Origin of the sequence: Neorickettsia findlayensis (assembly GCF_009856525.1) — a bacterium.
Classification (GTDB): Bacteria; Pseudomonadota; Alphaproteobacteria; order Rickettsiales; family Anaplasmataceae; genus Neorickettsia; species Neorickettsia findlayensis.
The window spans coordinates 796,854-823,200 of record NZ_CP047224.1 but is presented as its reverse complement, the minus strand read 5'-3'; the positions used below and the strand labels follow the sequence as shown (position 1 = coordinate 823,200).

General features: G+C 40.5%; 26 protein-coding genes and 1 tRNA gene. 17 read left to right on the top strand and 10 right to left on the bottom strand.

From position 1 onward, the window contains the following. Positions 1-83 precede the first annotated feature (83 nt). From trmB to rnc, 4 genes are all read left to right on the top strand, one after another. On the top strand, positions 84-737 hold the full coding sequence (trmB, locus tag GP480_RS03750) for a tRNA (guanosine(46)-N7)-methyltransferase TrmB (RefSeq protein WP_160095961.1): 654 nt from the start codon (positions 84-86) through the stop codon (positions 735-737). 130 nt (positions 738-867) lie between these two features. After that, complete coding sequence (gene rsmH / locus GP480_RS03745) at positions 868-1,758, top strand: 16S rRNA (cytosine(1402)-N(4))-methyltransferase RsmH (RefSeq protein WP_160095959.1); 891 nt, start codon at positions 868-870, stop codon at positions 1,756-1,758. A gap of 408 nt (positions 1,759-2,166) precedes the next feature. Then, positions 2,167-2,469, top strand: coding sequence for a ribosome silencing factor (gene rsfS / locus GP480_RS03740; protein WP_160095957.1), 303 nt, complete (start codon positions 2,167-2,169; stop codon positions 2,467-2,469). Continuing rightward, positions 2,460-3,128 carry a ribonuclease III gene (gene rnc / locus GP480_RS03735; protein WP_160095955.1) on the top strand — a complete coding sequence of 223 codons (669 nt, stop codon included), beginning with the start codon at positions 2,460-2,462 and terminating at the stop codon, positions 3,126-3,128. The genes rsfS and rnc overlap by 10 nt, the downstream gene beginning before the upstream one ends. A 38-nt stretch (positions 3,129-3,166) precedes the next feature. Here the strand turns inward: rnc and GP480_RS03730 are convergent, their stop codons facing one another. After that, on the bottom strand, positions 3,167-3,856 hold the full coding sequence (locus tag GP480_RS03730) for a hypothetical protein (RefSeq protein ID WP_160095953.1): 690 nt from the start codon (positions 3,854-3,856) through the stop codon (positions 3,167-3,169). Between the two features lie 282 nt (positions 3,857-4,138). Between GP480_RS03730 and GP480_RS03725 the strand changes: the two genes are divergently transcribed. The 5 genes from GP480_RS03725 to GP480_RS03705 all read left to right on the top strand — a co-directional run bounded on the left by GP480_RS03725 (position 4,139) and on the right by GP480_RS03705 (position 8,947). Continuing rightward, complete coding sequence (locus tag GP480_RS03725) at positions 4,139-5,494, top strand: gluzincin family metallopeptidase (protein ID WP_160095951.1); 1,356 nt, start codon at positions 4,139-4,141, stop codon at positions 5,492-5,494. A 41-nt stretch (positions 5,495-5,535) separates the two neighbouring features. After that, positions 5,536-6,069, top strand: coding sequence for a signal peptidase II (gene lspA / locus GP480_RS03720; RefSeq protein WP_336603230.1), 534 nt, complete (start codon positions 5,536-5,538; stop codon positions 6,067-6,069). 12 nt (positions 6,070-6,081) lie between these two features. Beyond that, positions 6,082-7,395, top strand: a complete 1,314-nt coding sequence (locus GP480_RS03715; RefSeq protein WP_160095949.1) for a M16 family metallopeptidase — start codon at positions 6,082-6,084, stop codon at positions 7,393-7,395. A 35-nt stretch (positions 7,396-7,430) separates the two neighbouring features. After that, positions 7,431-8,744: a M16 family metallopeptidase gene (locus tag GP480_RS03710; protein ID WP_237111345.1), complete on the top strand. Its 1,314-nt coding sequence runs from the start codon at positions 7,431-7,433 to the stop codon at positions 8,742-8,744. Between the two features lie 129 nt (positions 8,745-8,873). Continuing rightward, a tRNA-Arg gene (locus tag GP480_RS03705) sits at positions 8,874-8,947 on the top strand. 214 nt (positions 8,948-9,161) lie between these two features. Here the strand turns inward: GP480_RS03705 and ychF are convergent. Next, positions 9,162-10,214 (bottom strand): redox-regulated ATPase YchF, encoded by a 1,053-nt coding sequence (ychF, locus tag GP480_RS03700; protein WP_160095945.1) that lies wholly within the window; start codon positions 10,212-10,214, stop codon positions 9,162-9,164. 1,209 nt (positions 10,215-11,423) lie between these two features. On the opposite strand from ychF, the gene GP480_RS03695 reads away from it, so the two are divergent. Beyond that, positions 11,424-12,728 carry a hypothetical protein gene (locus GP480_RS03695; protein ID WP_160095943.1) on the top strand — a complete coding sequence of 435 codons (1,305 nt, stop codon included), beginning with the start codon at positions 11,424-11,426 and terminating at the stop codon, positions 12,726-12,728. 281 nt (positions 12,729-13,009) lie between these two features. Here GP480_RS03695 and GP480_RS03690 read toward each other — a convergent pair whose 3' ends face one another. The 5 genes from GP480_RS03690 to GP480_RS03670 all read right to left on the bottom strand — a co-directional run bounded on the left by GP480_RS03690 (position 13,010) and on the right by GP480_RS03670 (position 18,699). Then, a complete protein-coding gene (locus GP480_RS03690) occupies positions 13,010-14,473 on the bottom strand; it encodes a hypothetical protein (RefSeq protein ID WP_160095941.1) in 1,464 nt (487 codons plus the stop codon). A 94-nt stretch (positions 14,474-14,567) separates the two neighbouring features. Beyond that, on the bottom strand, positions 14,568-15,989 hold the full coding sequence (locus tag GP480_RS03685; protein ID WP_160095937.1) for a hypothetical protein: 1,422 nt from the start codon (positions 15,987-15,989) through the stop codon (positions 14,568-14,570). A gap of 249 nt (positions 15,990-16,238) precedes the next feature. After that, a complete protein-coding gene (locus GP480_RS03680; protein WP_237111344.1) occupies positions 16,239-16,661 on the bottom strand; it encodes a hypothetical protein in 423 nt (140 codons plus the stop codon). A 310-nt stretch (positions 16,662-16,971) separates the two neighbouring features. Then, positions 16,972-17,745 (bottom strand): DsbA family protein, encoded by a 774-nt coding sequence (locus tag GP480_RS03675; RefSeq protein WP_160095935.1) that lies wholly within the window; start codon positions 17,743-17,745, stop codon positions 16,972-16,974. A gap of 255 nt (positions 17,746-18,000) precedes the next feature. Continuing rightward, positions 18,001-18,699 (bottom strand): thioredoxin domain-containing protein, encoded by a 699-nt coding sequence (locus tag GP480_RS03670; protein WP_160095933.1) that lies wholly within the window; start codon positions 18,697-18,699, stop codon positions 18,001-18,003. Positions 18,700-18,769: 70 nt separating this feature from the next. Here GP480_RS03670 and recR point away from each other — a divergent pair, with 70 nt between their 5' ends. From recR to trxA, 6 genes are all read left to right on the top strand, one after another. Continuing rightward, the gene (recR, locus tag GP480_RS03665) at positions 18,770-19,360 is read left to right on the top strand and encodes a recombination mediator RecR (RefSeq protein WP_160095932.1); all 591 of its coding nucleotides are present in this window, start codon (positions 18,770-18,772) and stop codon (positions 19,358-19,360) included. A gap of 112 nt (positions 19,361-19,472) precedes the next feature. Continuing rightward, a complete protein-coding gene (gene rplU, locus GP480_RS03660; protein ID WP_160095930.1) occupies positions 19,473-19,772 on the top strand; it encodes a 50S ribosomal protein L21 in 300 nt (99 codons plus the stop codon). Positions 19,773-19,822: 50 nt separating this feature from the next. Next, positions 19,823-20,071, top strand: coding sequence for a 50S ribosomal protein L27 (gene rpmA / locus GP480_RS03655; protein ID WP_160095928.1), 249 nt, complete (start codon positions 19,823-19,825; stop codon positions 20,069-20,071). Between the two features lie 10 nt (positions 20,072-20,081). After that, positions 20,082-20,759, top strand: coding sequence for a tRNA (guanosine(37)-N1)-methyltransferase TrmD (trmD, locus tag GP480_RS03650; protein ID WP_160095926.1), 678 nt, complete (start codon positions 20,082-20,084; stop codon positions 20,757-20,759). 23 nt (positions 20,760-20,782) lie between these two features. Then, entirely contained in the window at positions 20,783-21,145 is a 363-nt protein-coding gene (rplS, locus tag GP480_RS03645; RefSeq protein WP_160095924.1) for a 50S ribosomal protein L19, read from the top strand. Between the two features lie 10 nt (positions 21,146-21,155). Continuing rightward, entirely contained in the window at positions 21,156-21,464 is a 309-nt protein-coding gene (gene trxA, locus GP480_RS03640) for a thioredoxin (RefSeq protein WP_160095922.1), read from the top strand. A gap of 35 nt (positions 21,465-21,499) precedes the next feature. Here the strand turns inward: trxA and GP480_RS03635 are convergent, their stop codons facing one another. Continuing rightward, positions 21,500-23,011, bottom strand: coding sequence for a methionine--tRNA ligase (locus GP480_RS03635; protein WP_160095920.1), 1,512 nt, complete (start codon positions 23,009-23,011; stop codon positions 21,500-21,502). A gap of 249 nt (positions 23,012-23,260) precedes the next feature. On the opposite strand from GP480_RS03635, the gene GP480_RS03630 reads away from it, so the two are divergent. Next, positions 23,261-24,001: an alpha/beta hydrolase gene (locus tag GP480_RS03630; RefSeq protein ID WP_160095918.1), complete on the top strand. Its 741-nt coding sequence runs from the start codon at positions 23,261-23,263 to the stop codon at positions 23,999-24,001. Positions 24,002-24,016: 15 nt separating this feature from the next. Here GP480_RS03630 and gpmI read toward each other — a convergent pair whose 3' ends face one another. Further along, positions 24,017-25,489, bottom strand: coding sequence for a 2,3-bisphosphoglycerate-independent phosphoglycerate mutase (gene gpmI / locus GP480_RS03625; RefSeq protein ID WP_160095916.1), 1,473 nt, complete (start codon positions 25,487-25,489; stop codon positions 24,017-24,019). Positions 25,490-25,557: 68 nt separating this feature from the next. Further along, the gene (locus GP480_RS03620; protein WP_237111342.1) at positions 25,558-26,322 is read right to left on the bottom strand and encodes a tetratricopeptide repeat protein; all 765 of its coding nucleotides are present in this window, start codon (positions 26,320-26,322) and stop codon (positions 25,558-25,560) included. Between the last annotated feature and the right edge of the window lie 25 nt (positions 26,323-26,347).

Below are 26,347 nucleotides of genomic sequence, written 5' to 3'. Positions count from 1 at the left end.
GACGGAATAATGATGGATTGTATGAACATTACACTTCTTTTTGGATATTGCCCTTTCGTTTTTTGGCTGATCTTTGGGTTGATGTGTCTGAGCACAATACACTAAATCTAGGGCTGGAAAAAAAACAGTTTCTCAGATCTTATGGGAGGCGTCGTGGTCGAAATTTTAGCGAGAATAAGCTCATCGACTTAGAAAGCTTTCTTGCGTCTAGTGAGAAACTTGAAAATCTCAAGAGTGAGATCGTGTTGGAGGTTGGCTTTGGTTTTGGTGAACACATACTAAAAAAGGCTATAGATCACCCGGATAAAGTATTTGTCGGCGCTGAAGTGTACGTAAATGGTGTCGCCAAGCTCCTGGAGCAAGTGAAGCTTCATGAACTATCAAATGTTCTAATTTGGAATAACGATGTTCGTCTTCTTTTGGAAAAGTTACGTTGTAAAGTTTTTCGTGAGGTATACATACTCTTTCCTGATCCCTGGCCTAAAAAAAAGCACAAGAAACGGAGAATTGTAGATGTATCGTTTTTGCAGCTCTTAGGTCGTAGTTTGCACACATTAGCTGAAGTTGTTATCGCGACTGACGACCAAGATTATGCTCAGCAAATATATCAATCTGCTTTGAAAGTCTTTTCTAAAGTTGAAGATACTGAGGTACCAAAGAGTGCTACACGCTTCGCCTCGAAAGCAAGTAACAGAATATTCGGTTACAGGATGGTATATAATGCAACTGATGCATGAGTTTTTTCGTTTAGCTCTGTTCTCTGATTTGTGAGTAGAACGCGCACTAGTTGTATTTCGGAGCTAGGGGAGCACTTCCCAAGACTTTTTGCTGCATTATCAACTGGATAGAGCGTCCTTAAGTGGTTAAATGAGTGTTACTGATAGCTTGAAAGATGAGATATTACACAAGCCGGTGCTTTTGAGCGAAGCTATAAAATTTCTTGCTCCAAAGAATGGTGGTCTTTATGTAGATGCAACATTTGGTGCAGGGGGCTACACTAGGGCTATTTTGAGTAGTGTCGACTGTTTCGTGTATGCCATCGATCGTGATGAGACAGTAAAACGATTCTTCCAGGTCATAGAGAATGATTTTGCCGGACGTACGAACTTTATAAATGATAATTTCATGAATATTGAGGCTCTACTAGGCGAAGTGAAGGTGGACGGGATTGTGTTTGACTTAGGTGTTTCAACAATGCAATTGAAGGTTGCTGATAGAGGGTTCTCTTTTCTTCACGAGGGTCCTTTAGATATGCGTATGGATAGAAGTACTCTATTAACAGCTGAGACAGTTGTTAACAGTTACACCGAAGTGAAAATCGCCTCCATTATCTACGAATTTGGTGAGGAGAGAATGTCGAGAAAGATAGCTCATGCAATTGTTAATGCAAGACGCAAAAAGAGAATCACGACGACTAACGGTCTAGCAGAAATCGTGCGATCTTGTTTTCCAAGAAGGCACTATAAGATAGACCCAGCAACAAAAACTTTCCAGGCTCTAAGAATTTTCATAAATGATGAATTGGGTGCTCTCGCATGCGGACTGAGAGCAGCGCTGACGATGCTGAAGGTTGGAGGTAGGATAGTTGTTGTTAGCTTCCATTCTCTTGAAGATAGAATAGTCAAACATTTGTTTAGAAGTGTTCATGGACACGGGTTTAATCTGCTCACGAAGAAGATTGTTGTTCCAAGTAGGGAAGAAGTAAGAGAGAATCCAAGCTCCCGTTCTGCAAGAATGAGGGTGATAGAAAAGGTATAAAAGAGCTCACATTGTGCTCATGAAGTACAATTTCAGATCTTATGTGCGTATTAAAATTGTTTTTGTACTAGCTCTTGGTTTTCAGTATTGTAAATCGCGCATAAATTGAACAGGACGGTGCTATGCGTAGTATGTTAACACTAACAGCGTAATTCAATTTATACACAGAAACCTGCATAGGGACCTCGAATTTTACTCGCTCAATTCCGGGTAGTGGAAGTTATCTCCTCGACGGCGAACAGATGCATGGATCAGTGGAATATGTTCCACGATCGTCCAATTATCAATACTTTTATGTTACCAGGAATCTCATCAGTCAGAATCACTCCTGAATGAATAAGTTTTTCAGGGTTTCGCATTGTGACAGCTTTCTGTAAAATGATTAGTACCCTCTCTACGTATACAAGAATGGAATCCCAAATAGTTTCTTTAATCCTGGAAAGTTTGTCTGTCCATAAGGGGAGAGATATTAAGATTTATGGTGGAAGAGGTATAACAGGTTGCATGGTTGTTGCTTCTTCTGATTCACACAAGCATGTAAAAACTCTGGCTGACTTTGTCGTGAAGCTAAGCAAAGAAAAAGGAATATCTGTGAAGACCGAAGGCTACGACTTAGGTAACTGGGTGCTTATCGACATGGGTGAAGTGATAGTACATATCTTCAAGGATGATGTCAGGGAATATTATGAAGTAGACGCTCTATGGAACTAGAAGAACTGCAATCTTCAATTGGAGTACATTTTAGAAATAAAGAGTTACTTATCGAGGCTTTAACGCATCCAAGTGTTGAAAAATGTCCGTCTTACGAGAGATTAGAATTTCTTGGAGATGCAGTGCTAAATTTGGTTGTTGCTTCGATGCTCTACTCTCTTTTCCCCGGTGATCCTGAAGGTAGACTCTCTCAAAGACAGAGTGCACTTGTTTGTAAGAACACTCTCGCGATGCTTGCTCGCCAGATGAATTTGGGTAGTTACATTTACCTTTCAAATTCCGAGGAAGCCTGTGGTGGACGTGAGAAGATAAGCAATCTAGAGAATGTTTTAGAAGCCCTTATAGGAGCCATTTTCCTGGAGGCGGGTTTTGAAACAGCTGCCTGCTTCATTGAGAAACATTGGTACGGTCTAGCTGTCCAATCGGACTCCATTAAGGCAAACCCAAAAAGTGCGCTTCAGGAGCTGCTTCAAGCAAAAGGAATGAAGCCACCTACTTACAGTATCATCAATAAACTGGGCCCAGCACACTCACCCATTTTTGAAGTAGAAATCTGCGCAGACGGAAAAAGAAACACGGCCACCGGCACAAGCAAAAAAGCAGCCGAGGAAAACGCGGCAAAGCAAATGCTTGAGGATCTAACAGCGGAAACCCGGTAGGAACAAAATGTTCCAAACCCGAGTTTCCATCACTATCCTCACGCGAGGAATGCCCCGAAGGTAGTTGAAATACCAACTTTAAGTGCATGGGCAAAAAGAGCCGAAGCATCCACTTCCACTTTTGCTGGTTTTCCCTTGCTATCAGTTTCTTCAAATGCAACTTTACCAAGTGGAGAATATTGCAATGAGTACCCAATGGTACCGTAGACATATTCAGTAAGCGCGATAGAGAGCGATAAATCACCGACAGCAGCAAGGCTCCACTTAGAGGAGAGTTCCCTTTTTTCAAAAGGTTTTTTATCTTTGCTTGTTGGTGTATCAAATACAACATATGTGGGGCCCAAGCCGATTCCACCAACCAACCCAAGATCATCTGCCAAGGCAACTCTTTTCTGCAATTTCAAGATTCCGGAATATAAAATTGGGGAAGTGAGCATATCAGCTTCTGTTTTCTCACGATCCAAAAAAAGATCTTTTGGGTTTAATACGTCAACTTCTACACCTATATCTGCAAGTCCGGGTATTGGGTAGTAGACCCCTAGGCTCCCACCGTGATTAAAGGCGCTATACTTGCTAAGAGAATCGTGGTTTCCTGCAACAGCTGACCTATAAGACAAGGTGACAGAAGCGTTGGAAAGATCACCAGATAGACCATCCGACTCATCAGCATAAGATGGCTGAATAAACATCTGCAACAACAGGATCGACGCGATAAACGATTTCTTCATATGACACTCAAGAGAACAATAAAAAACAAAACTCAACGGAGAAGTACTGGCAGTTGGTATACTTCCAGTTTAGAAGTTCGCATGCCATAACTATGTAAGCAACTATAATGCTTAGTGTGGTAAAATCAATAAGTTGATCACTTTTTTGTAAAGCTCGTTAAGCCATAGTGAATATTTTGTACAATTGGGGTGGAAATGGTGCTACCGTATCGTATACAATTGCCGGGTGGCTTGGTCTGCCGGCATGACGTGCCGTAACCAAGGAGAGAGGCTCACAAAACAATGGAAGAGTATGAAAAGTTAGAAAAAATATTTGCAAGAATTGACAGCCTGCAAAAGACTTTGTGTTTTCTTGATTTCGATGTAAGGCTCCATAGTGAATCTGCGAATGAGAAGTTAACCCAAGTAATCACGCTGAAGGAGATTATTCACGATGTTGCGACAAGTGACGAGGTGTATTTCCTGATTGAGCAGGCAAAGCTTAAGGCAAAAGACTTGAACGATTGGCAGAGAGTCAACTTTGGGTTTATGCAGGATTTCTGTGCTAGGAGAAGGGGAATACCATTTGACGTTGTAGAAAGTTTCACAGAGGCCTCGTTTGCTTGTAGGTCGGCTTATGCAGCAGCGAGAAAGGCAAAGGATTTTTCTCTCGTAAAGGAGGAGTTTAAAAAACTCATTGAGGTGGTTGCGCAGATAGCGGCTTTGTATGCAAAAGATTCTAGTGTGGATAGATATTCAGCTCTGTTGAAGGCTTATCAGATCGACCCGGACCATCTTGAACAGCTCTGTATAGGTGTAAGTCCGCTGTTGAAAGGAAAAGTCCAGGGTTTAGGAGAAATTTCCTTGAATAAGCCTCAAGAGAAAGGAGATGCTAAGTGTAATCATAAACGCGTCGTTGAGAAATTTTTTCCAAAGAATGTGGTTAGAGTTTTTTACTCGGATCATTTTCACCTCTCAGGTGGAGAAAATGGGCTCAAGTTGATTATGCAAGAAGGTGGGAGCGCATTCTTTCCGACATTATTGTTCCTTTTAGGGCAGGGACTGTACATAAGGAATCTTCCATACGACAAATGGAGGACGCAGCCGATATGCAATCCAACCAGTATCTCTATGTATGCGGTTCAGGGTTTTCTGTTCTCTCATTTTCTTTTTGAAGAGAAAAACTTTGCTCAGTTTCTTGGTGTAGAAGAGAAGTCTGAGTATTCGAGTTCAATTATGGGTGCGAACAAGTTTGTTGCGCTTACACACTTGATGATACTATTCTCAATCGAGAAGTCGCTCATAAATGGTGACGTTTCTGTTGATGATATTCAGAAGCTTTTTGTTGAGGATCTTTCGTATTATTTCGGTTTAAACGATCCGCACGCAAGTATTCTTGATAATCATCATTGGTTTTTTGGTGAATTTTGCTATTATCCTTCTTACTTGAAGGGCATAATTGCGTCTGGCCAGATATTCCACGTGTTGAAGTCCGAATGTCCTGGGTTAAAAGAGGAAAAATCGTTAATAAGGAAACTAGTTGCGTGGTTAAGTTCTAATGTGTATACTAAGGGAGCGCGTTGTTCCATGGACGAGTTAATCACTAAGCTTACTGGCGAGCCGCTTGACTGCAGATTTTTCAAGAAATTTGACCAGTAGGTTGTTCCTCAGTTCTTTCTTTTTAGGGTGCGCTTTACAGGGTGTGGGTTGTGTATTGCGAAAGAAGTTGTTTGAGGGGGTCCGTTTTCTTTCGACAGGTTTTAGTGATTCTGGTTGGGTGCTGTGTGACCTCCTTAGACTTGTATACGAAGCGCCTGTGCGCTTTAATGCTGGAAGGTGTTACAGAGGTAAAACTTTTTCCCGTCCTTAATTTTGTCAGGGTATATAATACTGGTGTGAGTTTTGGACTTTTTGGTGGGTATCAGTTCTCGAACCTTTTTTTCCTTCTTGTCAGTGTGCCCGCAGTAGCGTTTGTCTTGTTCTTTTCTCTTCGTGAAAGAAGACTGGTTGCTTGTGTAGCGTGGGGTTTTATTCTTGGAGGTGCCATTGCTAACTTTGCTGACAGGGTGCGTTTTGGTGCTGTGCGTGATTTTATTGACTTTCATTTTTTAGATTTTCATTGGCCGGTTTTCAATGTTGCTGATGCGGCGATTTTTCTTGGTGTTGTGTTTGTGCTCTTTTATTCAACCAGCAGTAGGATCTCTTTGTCTGAGGGAGATCGTAGCATCAATTAGATGAGAAATATTATGAAGGAGTTTTTATCTTGTTTGCTCTGTGTTTTTTTGTTTCTCTTTTTGAGTCTGGGGCATTCAAAAGAAGATGAGCGTGTTCACTATACATTGAGTAACGGGTTGGATGTTTATCTGATAAAGGATACTTCCCTGCCCATTGTTTCACATGTTCTACTTTATAAAGTTGGAGGTGCAAGCGATCCTAGGGGTGGTTCTGGGCTTGCCCATTATCTGGAGCACCTAATGTTCAGAAGGTCGAAGAATATTCCAAGTATTAGTAAGGAGATAGATGGATTGCATTCTTTGTACAACGCATTTACCTCAGATTATCACACGGTTTACCATCAACTTTTTCATAAAGACAAGTTGGAGAAAGTCGTTCGTCTTGAGGCTGAAAGAATGCAGAATCTTGTGATCAGTGATGAGGCTGCGGGGTTGGAACGCAAAATCGTGATAGAAGAGCGCAAAATGAGAGTAGACAACAACCCAGTTGTAAAACTCGAGGAAGAGATGATGGCGGCCTTTTATCGAAATGAAACAGGTTGGAATGTTATAGGTTGGGAGGAAGAGCTTGTACTTTTTGATGCTGCGCTGGCGCAAAGAATGTATAATGCATGCTACCGGCCGTCAAATGCGGTACTTCTTATTCTTGGAGATATCGATGTTGCTGAAGTAAAGGGATATATAGAGAAGTATTATGGTGTCTTGAAAAATTCATCTTCTCGGTGGCGTTCGTGTTTTGGTAAGTTTGTAGAACCAGCACATCATTCGGACATAAATGTCAGAATGGTTAATCATAAAACAGAAGACAGGGCTCTAATATACTTTTTTCCGGCGCCTAATGTTTCAACTGAAGAACATGCTGCGATGTTAGTGGCTTCTCAGGTATTAGCGGGTGGCAAGACAAGTATATTGGGTATGGAGCTTGTTCACAATCTCGGGCTCGCACTCAATGTCTCGGTGGATTATGATTATTTCACTCTTCGTAAGGGGATTGTCGAAATAGTTATTACTCCGCTGAATCCCGACGTGAAGTTAGAAGTTCTTGAGAAGGGTGTTTCGGGTATCATGTCACAGGTTATCAAGAATGGTGTCAATATTGAAGATATTGAAGCTGCAAAAATGACGCTGAAAGTCTCCTTAATGAAAGCTTTAGACGGTTTCAATGCTCGCGGCATTAGTCACGTTGTTGCCTTGTCTGTAGGTGCTGATTTTGACCACTTTCAGAGATTGGCAGAACGTATCTCAGCTGTAACACCGGAACAAATTAACGATGCAATTATGCAATTGGTGAATGCGAAGAAAGTAATCGGGTACTTAGATAAATAGATATGCTTAGAGGTCTTGTCCTTGTTTTATTTTTTATGATGTGTGGATTTTCCCATGCAGTTGATTCTCAGACCTTATTCAAGATTAGTGAAGTTGAGAGTAAGTATGGTGTGAGAGCGTGGTTTGTTCATAAAGATGATGTTCCATTGGTCTTTTACAGTTTTGTGTTCAAAGGTGGGGGCTATGCATATGATCCAAAAATAAAACTCGGGTTGGCAGCCCTTGTTGTGGAGGTTCTTAACGAAGGTATAAGTGGTACAACCAACAGAGATTTTGTAAAAAGTCTCGAAAAAATAGGTGGTAAAATAGTATATGACCTTGGAACAAATGATCTTGTAGTAACTGTGAGTGCTCCAAAGGAATCTATAAGGCAGGCAATTGAGCTTTTTTGTGCATCAATAGCAAAACCAAAATTGGACGATGAAACTCTTTCAAAAGTGAAAGAAAGACAAATTTCACAACTTAAGAGAGATGAAGGTGATCCGGTGTCTATTGCTAAGACAGAATTTTTCAAGATTGCGTTCCCAGATTCAGGCTATTCAAATGTCCGTTGGGGACGCGTTGAAACGATTAGGGCAATAAAGGCGGAGGATATAAAGACGAAAATCGTCAACGTTTTCAACAGAATCAACATGAGGATTGCAGTCCTTGGAAACACGCACGCTGATGATATTAAGTCCGTGTTAGACGATTATCTCATAGAGTTCCCTTTAACGATGATGGAGGTCAAAAAGCCTGAACAGCCTGTTTTCCGCACCTCAGGTGAGTGTATTTCAGTCGAAAAAAGCATCCCTCAGAATATTATTTTGTTCGGGCACAGCGGAATGAGTCCAACAGACAAGGACTTCTACAACCTGGTGGTATTAAATCACATTCTTGGAGGTCGTGGGCTTGAGTCGTTGTTGATGCAAGAAATTCGTGAACGCAGAGGCCATACTTATGGTATATACACGCAGATAATGCATTCGGCGGTTAACTTGTTGTTCGGTTTTGCTACAACAAGCAATGATAGTGCTCCTCAGGTGAGAGAGGAAATATTAAACGTGTTGAATGAGTTAAAACGTTCTGGGTTAACCTCTGCTAGGGTTGAGAAAGCTAAAAGCCATTTACTGGATACTTTTGTCCTGAAAATGGATAAGTCGGCTAGTATGTTGGATATGCTTGTGCAAATGCAACAGGAAGGTTTGGAAATTGATTACATGGAAAAATACTTAGAAGGAATACGCAAGGTGAAAGTCGAAAATCTAAACCTATTTATAAAAGATTTTTTGAATCCTCAGTCTGTACTCTTTGTTAGTGTTGGCGCAAATGTTTCATCAACTACCGGTGCAAAGGTTTGTCCAAAGTAATAAAAATATATTTATAGGCTTTTGCTGTACAAATAAACGTGATTCTTACTATACATAATGTGTTAGTCACGTTAACTCGGTGGCGGTTCTAGCTTTTTTTTAATTCCAGTGTAAAATTTGGCTTTGTGTGCACCCTTAGCTCAGCTGGATAGAGCGTTTGACTACGGATCAGAAGGTCAGGGGTTCGAATCCTCTAGGGTGCTTGTGTAACCTTGGTTTTTTGGGTGCTGATTTTCAGTACAGGCTGGTAGTCCGGTTTTTTTGTGCTCTAAGGCGGTATTTGTAGGTGGGTTTGCTTCTTGCTGGGAGTTGAGGCGGCTAGCTTTAGATGACACGCTGTCTTTGTGTTTTTTCCGTCTCCGTATGTTTTCCCTAAGTCTCTTTGCTAAGACGTCCTTACTAATCTTTGACATAGCATTACCCGTGTTTAAAAACGATTACATCTCCGTCTTGTATTATGTATTCGCGGCCCTCTGAACGAATCTTGCCGAGTGCTTTACATTTTTGCTCACCACCGAAAGTGATATAGTCTGTGAAGCTTATTATATCGGCCTTAATGAACTTCTTTTCGAAGTCTGTATGAATGACTCCGGCTGCTTGAGGAGCTGTAGAACCTCTTTTTATAGGCCAAGCTCTTGCTTCTTTTTCTCCTGCAGTGAAAAAGACAACAAGGTCAAGAAGCCTTGAACTTGTCTGGATCACCTTATTTAGTTGTGATTCTTCTAAGCCAAGTTCATTCAAAAAAAGTTTGCGATCCTCTGGTGAGTCTAACAGAGAGATTTCCGCTTCTATTGCTGCGGAAACCTTAACTGCTTCGGACATATTGTCCTGTGCGAATTTTTCTGCCTGTTTGCTGAAATCGTTTCCTGAGATGACATCTTCTTGTGGAACATTACACACATATAGAACCGGTTTTGCACTTAATAGATGCAGTTCTCTAAACGTTTGATCCATTAGATCACATGGGAGAGGATTTTTTTTATTTAATATCTCCAGCGCTTGTTCTATCATCTGACTAGAGGTTTTGCTTTTTTTAAGACGATTTTCTAGACTCTGAATGTCTGCGAGGAGCAACTCAGTTCTTATGATTTCTGCATCGTACACTGGGTCTACCTTCCCATGGACGTGCCTTATACTGTCATCCGGAAAACATCTCAGAACGTGTATTATAAGATCTACTTCTCTTATGTGGGAAAGGAACTTATTACCTAACCCCTCACCTTTGTTCGCTCCCTTAACTAGCCCCGCAATATCAACGATTTCTAATTGGCTGAATACAATTTTTTGTGCCGCCGAAATCTTGGCTATTTGAACGAGGCGTTCATCATATTCTGGTACTTTAGCAATATTTGGTTCTATTGTACAAAAAGGATAGTTTGCAGCTTCGGCTGCTTGCGTTTGCGTCATCGCATTAAATAGAGTCGACTTTCCGACATTTGGAAGTCCGACGATTCCGCACTTTAAGCCCATATCTAGAATTCACCACCTGGTGGGAGTCTACACTTTTTGCTGTTTTTACGCAACTTTTAGCAATGAAAGACATAGTGAATTGCTTTATCCTAAAAAAACCTTCATAAGTTTTTTGTGTAAATAGCCGTGTTTCTAATGAGAAATTACTCTAGTAAGGTTTTTATCTACTGGAAACCCGGGGAATTTATCCCATTCTAGAAGATATTTATACATATTGCGGGTGTTACTTTGTTTTAATCTGGTGTTTTTGAGACTCACTAGTGCTGACTGTGGTGGTCTGTAGTTTATTATGTGGTTTGTATAGGATAAATGTCCCTGCAGCCGTTGTACTTTTTTATGTTTGCTAGACTTCTGATAGTAGATTTTCTGCACCGTTTTTCAGTTTACTGTGTCGGGTGGGTTTGTGTAGTTGCTGTAGCGATATGTCATCCACAGTTCTTTGTGTCAATTTGTTTGTATACTTAATGCTGAACGTTTGATTTGCCATCGATTATAAGCTTCTCTTGATCTAAACAGGTGCAAAGGTATGCTACAAGTACTTCACTATGGTCCTGTATTGACAGGGATAGTTTTTTCGTGAGTTTTGTGTTAGCCCACGAAATTCCTTTAATCTCATAGGGACAACATATATCGTTAGTATTCAGGTATGCGGATAATCCTTTTCTAAAGGTCTGATATGGATAGTAATCTTATTGTGGTAATGCGCTTGCACTAAATATGTTTATGAATGCTCAGCCGTCATTATGATTTGTATTATGGCACGTCCTCACATTTGGAATTTGTCCTTCTATCTTCCGGACTGTTGCACCAACTTCGGTTCGAGCGTAGGCTAAGCTCTAGTTTTGATAACACACATCAAAGGAACAGTCCAAAATAACTTATACCCTATAGAGTCCCAGACAAAAATACTCATCCTTAGCACAACAACGTAGAAGATAGGTCGGAAGTGTCAATAATCAAAACGTACGTAAATTGACACCGCTGCGCTCCGATAATTCCTGTGAGTTGCTATATCCTAATTTTACATTAGGCAATCTATATGCAAACTTTGAATCTTCTAGCATGAAAGAGAAAAAATAAGGCTTTATGCAATTTTCTACAACAAAAAATAGATGTAAAACTTAGCAATTTTAAACATTATAATTTTATATATTTTTTATAACTTAAGGCTACCATCCCTTAATAAATCTTTTAAGATAAATAATTTTTATGGTAGGTGATACACTTTTAAGCGTACTTTCCGATGAAACACACTTTGAAAATCTAATAGATGGAATCTTCCTCAGCTTGGTTAAAGATCCGAATTTTGCCAGTGCATCAAAAGGCGTGAGTAAGGTAGAATTGAAAGATGTACTCACTAGCGAAAACTTTAAGGGACTATTTGAAGATCAAGCTAAAGCACAAAATGTAGCTGCAGTACTGAAAGACTCAGCAGCAAAGGCAGTACTGGAAAGTGATAAATTCAAGGCACTGCTTCAGACACAAGGTAAAGCTGAGTTGCAAGATCTACTAACCAATGAAAATTTTAAGGGACTGTTTGAAGATCAAGCTAAAGCACAAAATGTAGCTGCAGTACTGAAAGACTCAGCAGCAAAGGCAGTACTGGAAAGTGATAAATTCAAGGCACTGCTTCAGACACAAGGTAAAGCTGAGTTGCAAGATCTACTAACCAATGAAAATTTTAAGGGACTATTTGAAGATCAAGCTAAAGCCAGCAGCGCAAAAACCATACTGACTAACCAAAATGCAATAGGTGTTCTTACCAATGGTACGGCCAGTGCTGTTATAATGAATGATACCGCTAAAGAAGTTCTAAAGAACGCGAATTCAGCTGAGTTACTCAAGGACAGCACTGTGGCTGAAATACTAAAAGATGAGACGACAAAGGAAGTACTAAAAAGCAGCAAGTTTAAAGAAATTCTAAAAGGTGCAGGCAAAGACACAATAAAAAACATCCTCACAGATAGCACCGGCACTTTCAAAGAACTCGTTGAATGTGCGGGAAAAGATAAAGTGGAAAATGTGCTCACAAATCAGACTTTCAAAAAGTTGTTCGAAAGTCCAGGTAATGAAGAAATAAAAGATATACTTACTAACGAAAATTTTGAGTTATCGTTCGAGAATAAAAAAAGCGCCGAAAAATTGAAAGAGACTCTCACTAGGCCAATCATTAAAGAACTATTTAGCGATCCAGTAAAGGCTGAACGTGTGGGAGATCTGTTTACTAATGATAACTTTATAGAACTTCTTCAACACGGCAAATTAAATGACTTGGTAAACAATCAACATTTTACCAATCTGTTCAAAAACGAAACAACAGCCGGACACGCAACCGAAATCTTAACTTCTCCTCACTTCAAAGCATCTCTTGAAAATAATGAAGCAGTTGCTAATTTGAAAAAATTACTCACTAATTCAGCACTAAGAGAGCTATTTAGCAATGACAATCTGGAAGACGCAACTAGCTTCGCCAAGAAACTTGTGGAGCTAGGAATAATAGCACGAATAAAATAAACACCCCATTGAGGCACCACCGACAAAACAAACTAGAGCTTAGCCTACGCTCGAACCGAAGTTGGTGCAACAAGTCCGGAAGATAGAGGGACAAGTTTCAAATGTGAGGACGTGCCATAACACAAATCATAATGACGGCTAGATGTTGTCCCTATGCGACAGGAGTTGGCTTCAGAGCAGTTCCGGTGAGGGTAGGTACTATATTCTAGCAGCAGGAAAAAGAGTTTATATAAATCTTTCTTGTTGTTTAGTGTGAGTAGAGTAGGATACTTTACTTTCTGCTACTTTTCTTTCTTTTGGTTGGGATTTTTTGCCTTCTTCAGCTTATCTCCAAAGGCTTTTAGTTTTTCTTCATGCTGACTATCTTCGCAGTGGATTAGATCTTTCAGTTCACTTATGGTTTTTACAAATGATGATTCATTACTCCATTCTTTTTCACCCTTTACAAATAAATTCCAGAAGTTTTCGTTTATTAGTGCGTTCTTAACATGTCCAGCTTTGATAACTTGGTTAAATAATTTTTGAAAATTCTCATTTGTAAGAACTTCTTTTACCGCATCCTTGGCTGTACTTTCCATAAGTTTTTTAAACTTCTCATCAGTAAGAAGTTCTTTTACTTTCTCCTTACCAGTGCCTTCTATAAGCCTTTTAAAGTTACCCGTGCTGTCTGTAAGAATGTCTTTTAGTATGTCTTTACCTGTACCTGCTATTGCTTCTTTAAATTTATCGCATTTTAGTACTTCCTTAGCTGTATCATTCTTCAGTACCTCTTTTGCTGTTTGGTTTGTAAGTATCTCCTTAGCTGTGCTGTCTGTGAGTATTTCTTTTACATAGTCAGCTTTTGTTGCATCGGCAAACAGCTCTTTAAACTTCTTGTCGACAAGGAGGTCTTTTACCTTATCTTTAGCGCCGTTTTCAAATAAATTTTTAAAGTTCTCGCTTATGAGAACCTCTTTTACTTGAGTCTTACCGCTGCCTTCAAGTAGCTTTTCAAATTGTTCTGCAGTGAGAACTTCTTTAGCAATACCAGCTCTATCAGCAGTATCAAATAACTTACTAAAGTTCTCGTTTATGAGCACCTCTTTTGCTTGAGTCTTGCCGCTACCTTTGAGCAATTGTTTAAATTGTTGTGCGGTAAGCACTTCTTTAACAATACCAGCGCTGTCGGCAGTATCAAATAATTTTTTAAAGTTCTCGTTTGTGAGTACCTCTTTTGCTTGAGTCTTACCGCTACCTTCAAGTAACTTTTCAAATTGTTCTGCCGTAAGCACTTCTTTAGCAATTTTAGCACTGTCGGCAGTATCAAATAATTTTTTAAAGTTCTTGTTTGTGAGCACCTCTTTTGCTTGAGTCTTACCGCTGCCTTCAAGTAGCTTTTCAAATTGTTCTGCGGTTAAGACTTCTTTGGTAACACCAGCTCTGTCAGAAGTACTGAATAATTCCTTGAATTTCCCATGGGTGAGTACCTCTTTTGCCTCTGTCCTACCATTGCTTTCCACAAGTCCTTTAAAGTTGCCTGAGCCGTCTGTGAGTATGCTTTTTAGTATATCCTTACCTGTGCCTTCTATAAGCTCCTTAAACTTACCAGTGCTATCCGTAAGTATGTCTTTTAATTCTGTTTTTCCCTCACCTTTTATTACTTGGTTGAACATTGCGTCCTTAACTAAGCTTAGGAGGGATTCATCAATTAAGTTGCTAAAATGCGTTTCATTGGAAAGTACGCTTAAAAGTGTATCGTCTGTCATAACAATGTGAAAATAAATCCCAAAACCTCAGTGAAAGAGGGAAGGGTTCCTATGTAATTTCACTTGGGCCGAGTTGTTTTACCCCACCCTATACTCAACTACTAGACGTACTAGAGCAACTTACTGTAAGGTTACTGCAGCTTAAATTGCTAGCACCATCACACTCCTTTCTTTTCGTGCAAAGCTCCTTTCCAAACGCTTGTAATTTCTCAGCATACTTGCTGCTGTCGCTCTCTGTAAGTAAACCTTTTAGGCTTTCCAAGGCTCCTTCGAGTGCTTGCACTTTGTTTGCGTTTTGCTTACATGTTTCAAGTAGGGGTTTAAGCTCACTCTTGGTAAAAATTGCTTTAACAGCTTGGGCGCTATTTGTGCTGTCAAATAAGCTTTTAAAGCTGTCATTAGTAAGGAGATCTTTGAATTCGTTTTTACCTGTACTTTCTATAAGCCCTTTCAATTTACCTGTGCTGTCTGTAAGAATGTCTTTTAGTATGTCTTTACCTGCACCTGTTATTGCTTCTTTAAACTTAGTGTGTTTTAGTACTTCTTTGGCTGTGCTGTCTTTTAGTACTTCTTTAGCTGTTTGATCCGTAAGGATTTCCTTAGCATTTATGTCTGTAAGTACCTCTTTTACATGGTTTGCTTTCGTATCGTCCTCAAATAATTTTTTAAAGTTCTCATCTGTGAGAAGCGCTTTTACTTTCTCTTTACCTGCGCTTTCTATAAGCTCTTTAAATTTACCGGTGCTGTCTGTAAGAATGTCTTTTAGTATGTCTTTACCTGCACCTGTTATTGCTTCTTTAAATTTACTGTTTTTTAATACTTCCTTAGCTGTGTCGTCTTTTAGTACCTCGGCTGCATTTGTGTCTTTTAATATATCTTTAGCTGTGCTGTTTTTTAGGACTTCTTTGCCCGTTTGATCCGTAAGGATTTCCTTAGCATTGGCGTCTTTTAGTACCTCGGCTGCATTTGTGCTTTTTAATATATCTTTAGCTGTGCTGTTTTTTAGGACTTCTTTGCCCGTTTGATCCGTAAGGATTTCCTTAGCATTGGCGTCTTTTAGTACCTCGGCTGCATTTGTGCTTTTTAATATATCTTTAGCTGTGCTGTTTTTTAGGACTTCTTTGCCTGTTTGATCCGTAAGGATTTCCTTAGCATTTGTGTCTGTAAGTACCTCTTTTACATGATTTGCTTTCGTATCGTCCTCAAATAATTTTTTAAAGTTCTCATCTGTGAGAAGTGCTTTTACTTTCTCTTTACCTGCGCTTTCTATAAGCCCTTTAAAGTTACCTGTGCTGTCGGTAAGTATGCTTTTTAATATATCTTTACTGCTACTTTCTACAAGCTCTCTAAATTTGCCGGTGTTATCTGTAAGAATGTCTTTTAATTCTATCTTTCCATCGCCTTTTATCATTCCATTGAAAACTGTGTCCTTAATTAGGCTGAGGAGGAGTTCATCAGTTAAGCTATTAAAATATGTGTCATTGGAAAGTACGCTCAAAAGTGTATCGCCTGGCATAATAATTTTCGTCTTAAGAATTTTATGCAAGGATGATAGTCTTTGGTTATGAAAAATATCTAAAGCTACTGAATTTTATATCTATTTTTATTGCGAAAAATCATAAAACTTAATATTTTATTCCTCTTATGCTGAAAATGTGAATCATACAGTATGCATTATTGCAAACCGGTTAGGATGTGATGATCCGCTGCTCAATTCGGTCCCGACTGTATCTGACAAATACAGTCGGTGGTCTTAAGTTTTAATTTATTTCTTTTGTGGTTGTGCAGACTTTGCTTTTTCATTCCTTGCTTCTTCATCCAGACGCTTCAAGACATTCATGATTGCCTTGTTTTCGGTTCTGTCTTTGTCCTCTGGAAGCGTGCCATCTTTTTTATCATGTTCAAGAACTTTTATTGTTTCTATCAGAGTCGCATTGTATCTAGGATCATGGTCTATAACATATGAGACTTCGTCTTTTCTTTGCAGATTTGAAAGCTCACGCGATAGTTCTTTGCCGTCACAAATGAGACTAAATTCTCCTATATTACCCTCAACGTGAACAAATGCATCATCGTCATGTAAAGGAAATTCTAATGACATCATGTTTGTACTCCTTTCCAATTTATTATTTCTGAAGTTGCTTTTTTGTCTTGAAAGTCCGCCCAACAGCTGAATTTTGCCTGCCACGCAGAATTGTCTGGCCAGAGTCTAGCTCGGAAAGTTGAACATTCTGTTAATTATTTCAGAAAAAATATAAAAACTTATTCTCTATAACTATTCAATTATAAGTTTATTGTGGAGTGATCCCATGAAACGGCGACTTCCGTGAGAGCGAGAAACAGTGCAAACTAGCTCCTAGTGGCATTCAAGATGGTAAAAAGCTTATGAAGAAAGCCACAAGCGAAGCTTAAACAAAGAGAACTGCAAGCTCGACCTAAAGAGCGGCGCGGCATTGTTCAAAAATGCCTCAAACCCGCAATTAGAAGTAAATGGTCGCTTATGATACCTTTTCAAGCATCTCACGAAGCCCAGCTTCGCTCACACCCTGTACTATCTTATCACCAACGATAAACACAGGTGTTCCATCTAATCGTAGTTTTTGTGCAAGCTGTATGGTCGCCTCAATCATACTGGAAATTTCACTCTCATTCTGCTCGATAAATTTCAACACTTCCTGCGGATCAAGGTTGATTTCAGAAAGGATCTTCGTGACGACTTCCGGTGTGTAAACACCCTCATGAGCCATCAGCCTGGAATGAAAGTCAGAGTACTTTAAATGCTGGATGTCCTTCTCTTTCATAAAAAGAAAAACACCGGTGTCGTACTTTGCGGCAACCAACGAGCTCTGGCCGAGAATCGGCAAATTTCTCAGAGTGTAAGTAACATTTGGATAATCACGCTTTATCTTCAGTAGAATTTGTGAGGCAAGCTTGCAATAACCACACGAAGCATCAAAAAACTCAACCAAGACAGTCTTTGCATTTTCGGCAACAAAGGACGGATAGTTGGCATCAAAAACCTCACTTTTGTGCTGAGCTATCAACTTGTTTGTTTCTTGCTCTTTTTGTTTTTGCTGTTCCTCAAACTGTGCAAGACGATACTGATTTACAGATTCTAGTATTTTCTCCGGATTTCTTTGTATGTACTCTTCTACGATCTTCTCCGTTTGCGAGACCGCATAAGAATCCTTGACACGCCCGTAATACCAATTCGACACAAAAGGAAAACCCGCTATAGCAACAAGGGCAAGCACTAACAAAAAGGTTCTCATATTTCAGGATGGCGGAACAGCAACAAAACCAACAACGCAGTATTGTCTTAGTTAACCTGCGTCATGTCAACATTAACTAACCATTTATGCAATTTGTGATAGTGGTGAGCCTATACTCTTCGTATAAAACTAACACATAGCGTCCGTCTTAAGCCGAGTATCACATGGTATGGTAGTCAAGTTCTAATAAATTAAGCTGGAGAGAGTACCAGAGGTAAGTGAACCTCAACTGAATAACTAGTCCAATTCTGCTTACTATTCTTCTATAGTTCTTTTATCGTTCAGAATTTTTTCTATCTTCTTCTCAAAAGAAGAAAATTTCATAGGTCCCGTGTACCTTTCACCATTGATGAAAAGCACCGGAGTACCCTCAATACCAACTTTCTTGATTCCGAACAGTTTCGAATATAATACCTCATCCTTAGCAGCAAAGTCTTCTATACAGGAGAGAAATTTCTCTTTTGCGCTCCCGTGAAGATTCGCATCCGAAATGATACCGTCAAACATTTTCTCAGCATCTTCCTTGTTTTTTGCGTTGTTTCCAACATCAAAGAGTTTTGTTATTAGCCTGATCACGTGTTCGTCATTAGGCATTGTGTTTTTGCGGTAGCACATAAGAAAAACAGACGCATTGAACGATAACTTATCAAGCGGAAAGTCCCTCATGATTAACATGACTTTACCCGTCCTAACATATTTCTCATATACAGGCAGGATGAGCTTTTCAAAGGCGGCTTTGCAGTGTGTACAGGAGAAAGATGAGTAATCAACTATGGTAATGGGCGCATCAGTGCTACCTATCGGTAAATCGCCAGGAAAGAGAAGATTCTCACTTACCTTCAGTGTTGTAGGATTAAATTTTAACGCATCAGGGTGCAGGGACAACGGTGCGGAAAAAGCAAGCGAAAAAGAAACAAGAGTAACTAAGCCACAGAGTAACCACTTATAAGACATATACAAACACAGAATGTGCGCAGACGCAAAACCCGGATATCATTATACACGCGATTGAATGATAAAGTTAATGGACAAGAAGATAAAAGCTCTAATAAACCTTGCTGAAAATTTGCCGGGATTGGGGCCTAAATCAGCAAGGAGAATAGTCTTGCATTTATTGAAGTCTAAGGAAACAACGTTGATACGGTTTATTGATGCGATGCAGGTTCTCTATGAGACAATCAAGCACTGTGAGCTGTGCGGAAATCTTGAAAGTGAATCACCCTGTTCAATTTGTAGAAGCACTAAAAGAAGTTCAGATATCGTATGTGTAGTTGAAGAGATTACTGATCTCTGGGCAATAGAAAAAGCTGGAGTACACAGTGGAAGATATCATGTGTTGAATGGTGCATTATCCATTGTGAATGGTATTACTCCCGAAACGTTGCAAATAGAAAAGCTAAAACTAAAGGTTTCTTCTGGAACTGTAAAAGAGCTGATCATTGCTACCAACGCGACCGTAGAGGGCCAGACGACTGCACAGTACATAGTTGAAGTCTTGAAGGACATGCAAGTGAAATTATCGTTTTTGGCGCATGGCATACCTGTGGGTAGTGAGATGGATTACCTAGATGAGGGAACACTGGGAATAGCATTCGCGAATCGTAGAGCCGTATAAGTTGTGTTGACATACCGGTGCATAATATCCTAAGTCTTGGCCTGTAAGGCTGTACTTTACTTTTTTTGAGTCACGATTTACAATCTTACCCAGTGGTGTCGGGGATGCCTTTATGCTTGCGGTAGTTGAACAAGGAAGTAAACAGTACCTTGTCAGAAAAGGACAGGTTATCAGTGTGGAGAAAATCCCTGCTGAACCAGGGGAAGAGGTTGAGATTTCTTGTGTGAAGTGTGTCCTTGATGGAGAGACCAAGCCTCATTTTGGTGTTGGTACGGTTAAGGCCTCAGTTCTGGCACAGGAAAGAGGTGAAAAGCTTGTTATTTTCAAGAAGAGGCGCAGAAAAAATTCGCGTAGGCGGAATGGACATAGACAGTATGTGACGATTCTCAGAGTTACGGATATTGCTTTGTAATTGACTTTTCAGCTTAGGGGTCTATTTTTTATTATTTTTTGTAGAATCTTATGGCAACGAAGAAAGCCGGTGGTAGTAGTAGCAACGGTAGGGATTCGATAGGTAAGAGGTTAGGCGTAAAGAAATTTGGCAGCGAGAGCGTAATTCCGGGTGACATAATAGTCAGACAGCGTGGAACGAAGTTTCATCCTGGCAGGAATGTTGGAATGGGTAGCGATCATACCATTTTTGCTATGAAGTCTGGCTCCGTGTCGTTCTCTGTTGGTCTGAAGGGTCGACGTTTTGTTCACGTAACGTAGATTCCCTGTCGTGCGTTTCGTCGTTCTGACGATGTTTCCAGAGGTTTTCCCCGGACCTTTGGGTTTATCGGTTGTCGGTAGAGGATTGGCTAGTGGGTGTTGGTCCCTCGAAGTGGTTCCGATAAGGCGCTTTGCTGTAAATAGTCGCGTTGATGATACTCCTTATGGTGGGGGACCTGGTATGGTAATGCGTGCCGATGTCTTGGGTGAAGCGTTTGAGTACGCGAGCTCTGCTTATAACGTAGAGAGGCGTATATTTCTTAGTCCTAGGGGCACGAGGTTCGTACAGAACTCTACCGCTAGTCTAGTGGAAGCTGGTAGTGTCTTGTTAATTTGTGGGCGCTTCGAGGGAGTTGACCAAAGATTCTTGAATTACTACAATGTTGAGGAGCTCAGTGTCGGTGATTACGTACTTTCTGGTGGCGAGATTGCTGCTATGGCAGTGATAGATAGTTGTGTTAGATGTATTCCCGGGGTTTTGGGCAATCTGGAGAGTCTCAAGTGTGAGAGCTTTGTTGGCCCCTCGTTAGAGTACGACCATTATACACGGCCGAACTCTTGGAAAGGGTTGAGTGTTCCTGAAGTCCTTATGAGTGGGAACCACAGGAAAATAAATGAGTGGAGAATTAACTCCGCTGCAGCCGCTACGGGCAGAAATAGGCCGGATCTGGTTGTGGAAGAAAGTTAGGTTTGATTTTATAACAAGTCGATATGGGTGTCTTAGCTAAATTTAATGAAGCTCAGAGGGAAGCTCTTTCTGAAGGTAGGAACTATCCCGAGTTCAGGGCTGGCTATACCATGAGTGTAGAGTTTTATGTCCAAGGTACTTCTGGACGTACTCAAATTTTTAAAGGTCTTTGTATTGGAAAAAGCAACAAGGGTGTGCACTCTTCTTTTACATTGCGCAAGCTTTCTGTGCATGATGTTTACGTAGAGCGTACTTTTCGTTTGTATTGGCCTTCTATTAAGTCCATTTCAGTTGAGAGAGAGGGTAAGGTTAGAAGAGCTAAGCTTTATTACATTAGGGCTCTCACAGGAAAGGCAACCAGAATAAAGAAAGAATACCGCAATTAAAGAGTTTCATATGGATGAGCTAAGTGATTTTCCTACGCAAGTTTCTGGTTCTTCTGGCCTTGTCCTTTTGGATTTTTGGGCAGATTGGTGTGCGCCGTGCAAGCAATTAATTCCTACACTTGACGCTTTTGCAGAGTCCACCGAGGATGTGAAAGTATATAAAGTCAATATAGATGGTCCTGGTCAGGATTTAGCTGTTTCTAATGGTGTAAGGGCTGTTCCAACGTTGATACTATTTAAAGACGGAAAAATTGTGGATCGCAAAGTCGGGGTTTTGTCATTGTCGCAACTCAAGGAATGGGTTGCTATGTTCTCCTAGTGCAGTTGCTCTCTGTACGTGTGGAGTTGCTGTAACTACCGATGTTTCTTGAATAGTGGCGAGACCGGTAGCGTGATCTGTGTGCCGGGTTTGACGCGTGACTCCCTGTGCATATTTGCTAGTTTTCGTTCCCCCGCTGGAACTGCAAGCAGGTCTAGCATGGTGCTTGCAGATTGAGGAATAAATGGCTGAAGTCCTATAGCAATTATTCTGAGTGCTTCTAGCACTGAATATAAGATTCTACCTGCCGTCTCAGGTTTTTCCTTTAATTTCCACGGCTCCTCTGTGGATATATACTCGTTTGCCTTGCTGGAAAGTTGTATTATCCTATCCAAGCTACTATTAAGGTCGAGCAGTTCGATGTCATTTTTGTAGCCTTTAGCTAGTGAGTACGCAAATTCCAGGAGCTCATTTTCTGATTCGTAGATTTCACTTACTTTTGGGCCGAGCAGCCTGACTGTCAAAGTGAGTGTTCTATGTAAAAGGTTTCCTATATTGTCAGCTAGTTCAGTGTTGATTCGTCCTTTTAAACTTGCCGTACTGAAGTTGCCATCTTTTCCAACAGTTATTTCTCTTATTAGGAAATATCTTATTGGATCTACACCAAATTCAGAAATTAATTCAAATGGGTCTATTATATTTCCAAGTGATTTCGAAATTTTCTCGCCATCATTAAGCCACCAACCGTGTGCAAGTATCACATCGGGCGTTTTCAAATTTGCTGCCATAAGGAAAGCTGGCCAGTATATTGAGTGAAAACGTAATATGTCCTTTCCTATTATGTGTATTACACGTGCATTATCCCAAAAAGCGGAGAATAAAGAGTCAGTACTTGTATCGGGATAGCCAACGGAAGAGATATAATTCGTCAATGCATCAAGCCAGACATACACTGTGTGTATTGCGTCATCTGGAACATTTATTCCCCATTGGACTCGAGTTCTAGAAATAGATAGGTCGTGCATGCCAGCCTTAAGGAAGGCCAACATCTCATTAAATCTACTTTTTGGTTGTATAAATGTTGGATTCTCAGCATAGAATTTCTTCAGTGGTTCAGAGAATTGAGAAAGTTTAAAAAAGTAACATGCTTCTTTTGTCCACGAGACGGGTGCTCCTGTCGGAGCAAGGCCATTCTGCAGTTCGGCTTCTGTGTAAAAGGCTTCATCTCTCTCGGAGTACCATCCTGAGTACTCATCTAAGAAAATAAACTCATTCTTACTTAATATACTCCACAGTGCTTGAACAGCATCCTTATGTCTTGTCTCAGTTGTGCGTATGAAGTCAGAGAAATCATAATGCATTGCCACACATAAATCGCGAAAGCGTTTGCTTACATGGTCTACAAAGTCTGTTTCACATTTTCCATGTTTTTTGGCTGTGTTTTGTACTTTTTGTCCGTGCTCATCAGTTCCTGTTGTGAAACGCACTTCATGACCGAGCAATCTAAGTGCTCTTGTTAGTACATCAGCTATCAAACTGCTGTATGCGTGACCTATATGTGGATTGTCGTTTACATAATACACTGGTGTGGTGATGTAATAGCGCATAGGACGAGCAAAAAGCATTGAAGCCACTCTAACACATTTGTTACTTCATTTCATAGTTGTGTACTAGAGCCCCATTCAGGTGCAAAGGTTACATGAAAAAGTTTAGCATATTGCTTTTTTATCCCATTAGTTACAAAATATATGTTCGTCTGTGCTTTTTTCATCTGTTCAACAAGTGGTAACGGTTCTGCGTTTTATGCTGCATGATTCATGGGTGCACACGTTTGCTAGAGTGTTTTTATTCGTACTATGAAAGGGGAAGGTTCTGAAATACTTTTTGCTAGCTCTTTGGGCAAGCTCCATGGGTATTATCATGATGTTCCTGGTGCCCAATCGGTAGCGCTCGTTCTGCCACCTAATCCGAGATATGGTGCTACGATGAAAAACAAGGTTGTGAAGTCTATTTACTCTTGTTTTGCTAGCAAGGGTTTTTCGGTTCTCAGAATGAATTACAGGGGGGTTGGGTATTCTTCCGGTCAGGTTAGCGTACGGGATGAGGATTTAATCAAGGATGCTAATGCGGCTATAGAGTGGCTGCAGTCGTGTTATCCACTGGTAAGTTCGTTTTGGGTTTCTGGGTTCTCTTTTGGTGCTTGGCTTGCGCTGAATCTAGTTATGCGAAGACCCGAAATTTCGGGCTTTGTAGCAGTAGCCCTTCCATTGAAGGTGTATGACTTTTCTTTTTTGTCTCCGTGTATTGTTCCTGGCTTGATTGTTCAGGGGGATCAAGACCAATTTTGTGATGCTGCTGATCTAATTAAACTTACCTCTCCCGTTTCAGAGAGGCTGAGCAAGTTTAAAGTTGAGATTCTTGAAGGTGCCGACTGTCGTATGAGTGACAGCTATAACCTTGGGCTTGTACAGCAAAAGATTGATGATTATTTGTCATTTGCTTTCTCTACAGCGCCGGTACGTATCCCTTGCGAGGACGAAGACGTCTATCATGATACTGACATTGAGGAACGGATTCTGGTTGAGGAACAGGCTTAGTTGCTCCGTGGGTGGCTATTCGAGATAAATAAGGTCACTGGCTAGTTCTGTTGGTTTTTCTATGTCGAGAAGCTTGAGGACGGTTCCAGCGATGTTGTATAAGCCTCCGTTGTTTACACGTTTCACCCTTTTTGACACTACAATGAATGGTACTAGGTTTGTTGTGTGAGCTGTGTTCGAGAGCTTTGTAGAGTGGTCGTACATACATTCTGCGTTACCATGATCTGAGGTGATTATCATTTCGTATCCGTTAAGTTCGCAGGCCTCTTTATATAGCTTGCCAAGGCAGTTATCTAATGTCTCTATCGCCTCGATAGTTGCTGACATGTTTCCAGTATGGCCCACCATATCGGCGTTTGCGTAGTTGACCACAATGAAGTCAAACCTTTTTGACCTTATCGCCTCGATAAGTGCATCAGTTATCTCTAAGGCTGCCATTTTTGGGTACAAATCATACGTCTTGACGCGTGGTGAGTTTATCAGAATACGCTCCTCTCCCGGAAAAGCTGCCTCTTTTCCTCCATTAAAAAAGTAACTCACATGAGCATATTTTTCAGTCTCCGTGATTTTGAGCTGTTGCATTCCAGCACCTGAGATGATTTCTGATAGAGTATTCGTGATATGATGCCGTGGGATCAGTGTTGGTAAAGGTTCTTCAAAGTACTGGCTCATTGTCATCGTTTCTGAGAATTTAATCTTGTTTTCACAGAAGTTTGTTTTACCAATAAGCTCAGAGGTAATTTGTCTTGCCCTATCTGGACGAAAATTTGCTATAAAAAGTCCATCTCCATCTTGCGCGCCTGCATATTCACCAATCACTGATGGTGGAATAAACTCGTCGCTTACGCCCTGAGCATAATAATACTCTATGGCCTCAGTTGCTTTTTCGAAGATTCTTTGGGGCTTTGATGGTTTTACAATAACGCGATATGCTTCGACCGTTCGGTCCCAATTTCTATCTCTGTCCATGCCGTAGTAGCGTCCAATCAGAGTCGCAATTTTTCCCGTGTTCTCTTCTGTGAAATATTGCTTTGCTGCTTTTGGTGCTGTGTCACGACCGTCTAAGAATGCATGTATACACACAGTTACTCCATGCGATGTGAGGTAGTTTGAGATTTTGTTTATATGTGCGACGTGAGAGTGTACTCCTCCATCAGATAAGAGTCCGACAAGATGACACCTCTTCCCTTTGAGTTTGCTTGCAAACGCACTTAACTGAGGATTTTTGTCGATTTTTTCAAGCTCGTGGTTAACTCGAACAAGATCATGATATATAATCCTTCCGCTACCTATGGTCATGTGACCAACTTCTGAGTTACCCATTTGTCCTTCTGGTAAACCTACTTCTAGGCTGCTTGCGGAAAGAAGTGAATGCGGAAACTTTTCTAACAGTACGTCATAGTGTGGGGTTCTAGCTTGGCGGATAGCATTATACTTGTCTTGAGGTGAAACCCCCCAGCCATCCAGTATACACAAAATTAAAGGCATCTACTGATATCAAGCGAACAAAAGATTCAACCTAGTGCAGTGGAAACACGCCGGGGGATTGTAACATATCACCCGAGCTCTTGCATCACGTTTTCACAGCGTGCCGAGAGAATTTCTTTCTCCTTTTGAAGCTGTGTTTTCACAGTGGAGTTAGATGAAAATTCCTTAAGAGCCTTTCGCAAAATTGAGCATGCGTGATCATAGTCTCCCGTTGATCTTAATATGCTAATCGATTTTACCAGTGCAATAGGTGCCCGAATCCCTGTTTTGTCTGCATGATAACTTTTGATAAAGCTTACTAATGCAGCTTTGTATTGTTTCTTGTTCAGATGAAGGTTTCCGAGAAAATAATACACATCGTCTAAAAAATTGCTTTTCGGAAAGCGTCCAACGAACTGGTTTAAGCTTTTTTCAGCTTCTTCACTTTGTGATCGCTCCATCAAGAAAAGAATGTTTTTATAATGGTTTCTCTCTGCAACATCAGGCGGATCCATATTTTTTATCTTGTTCATATCAGACAGGGCTGTCTTTTCTATGTTGTCTAAGCTGTTCAATTCAGGGTCATTCTCCTGTAGAATCCCTTTCCGTGTGTTTTGAGGTTTTTTGGTTGGGCAAAGCACAGACTTTTTAGGTGCTGCACCTTCTTTTTTCAATTCTCCAAGAATAATTTCGATGTTTGATATACTACTTCTTATTGTCTCGAGCTCTCTTACTACAGAGCTAAGATCAACATGCGGTTCACCTACTTGTTGTGTTGCGAGAGCCACGGAACCACAGAAAAAACGAGTACATAGAGGAAGCAATAATACAAACCAAGATAAAAAAAACCTCATGCACCCACACGCGGACATACGAACC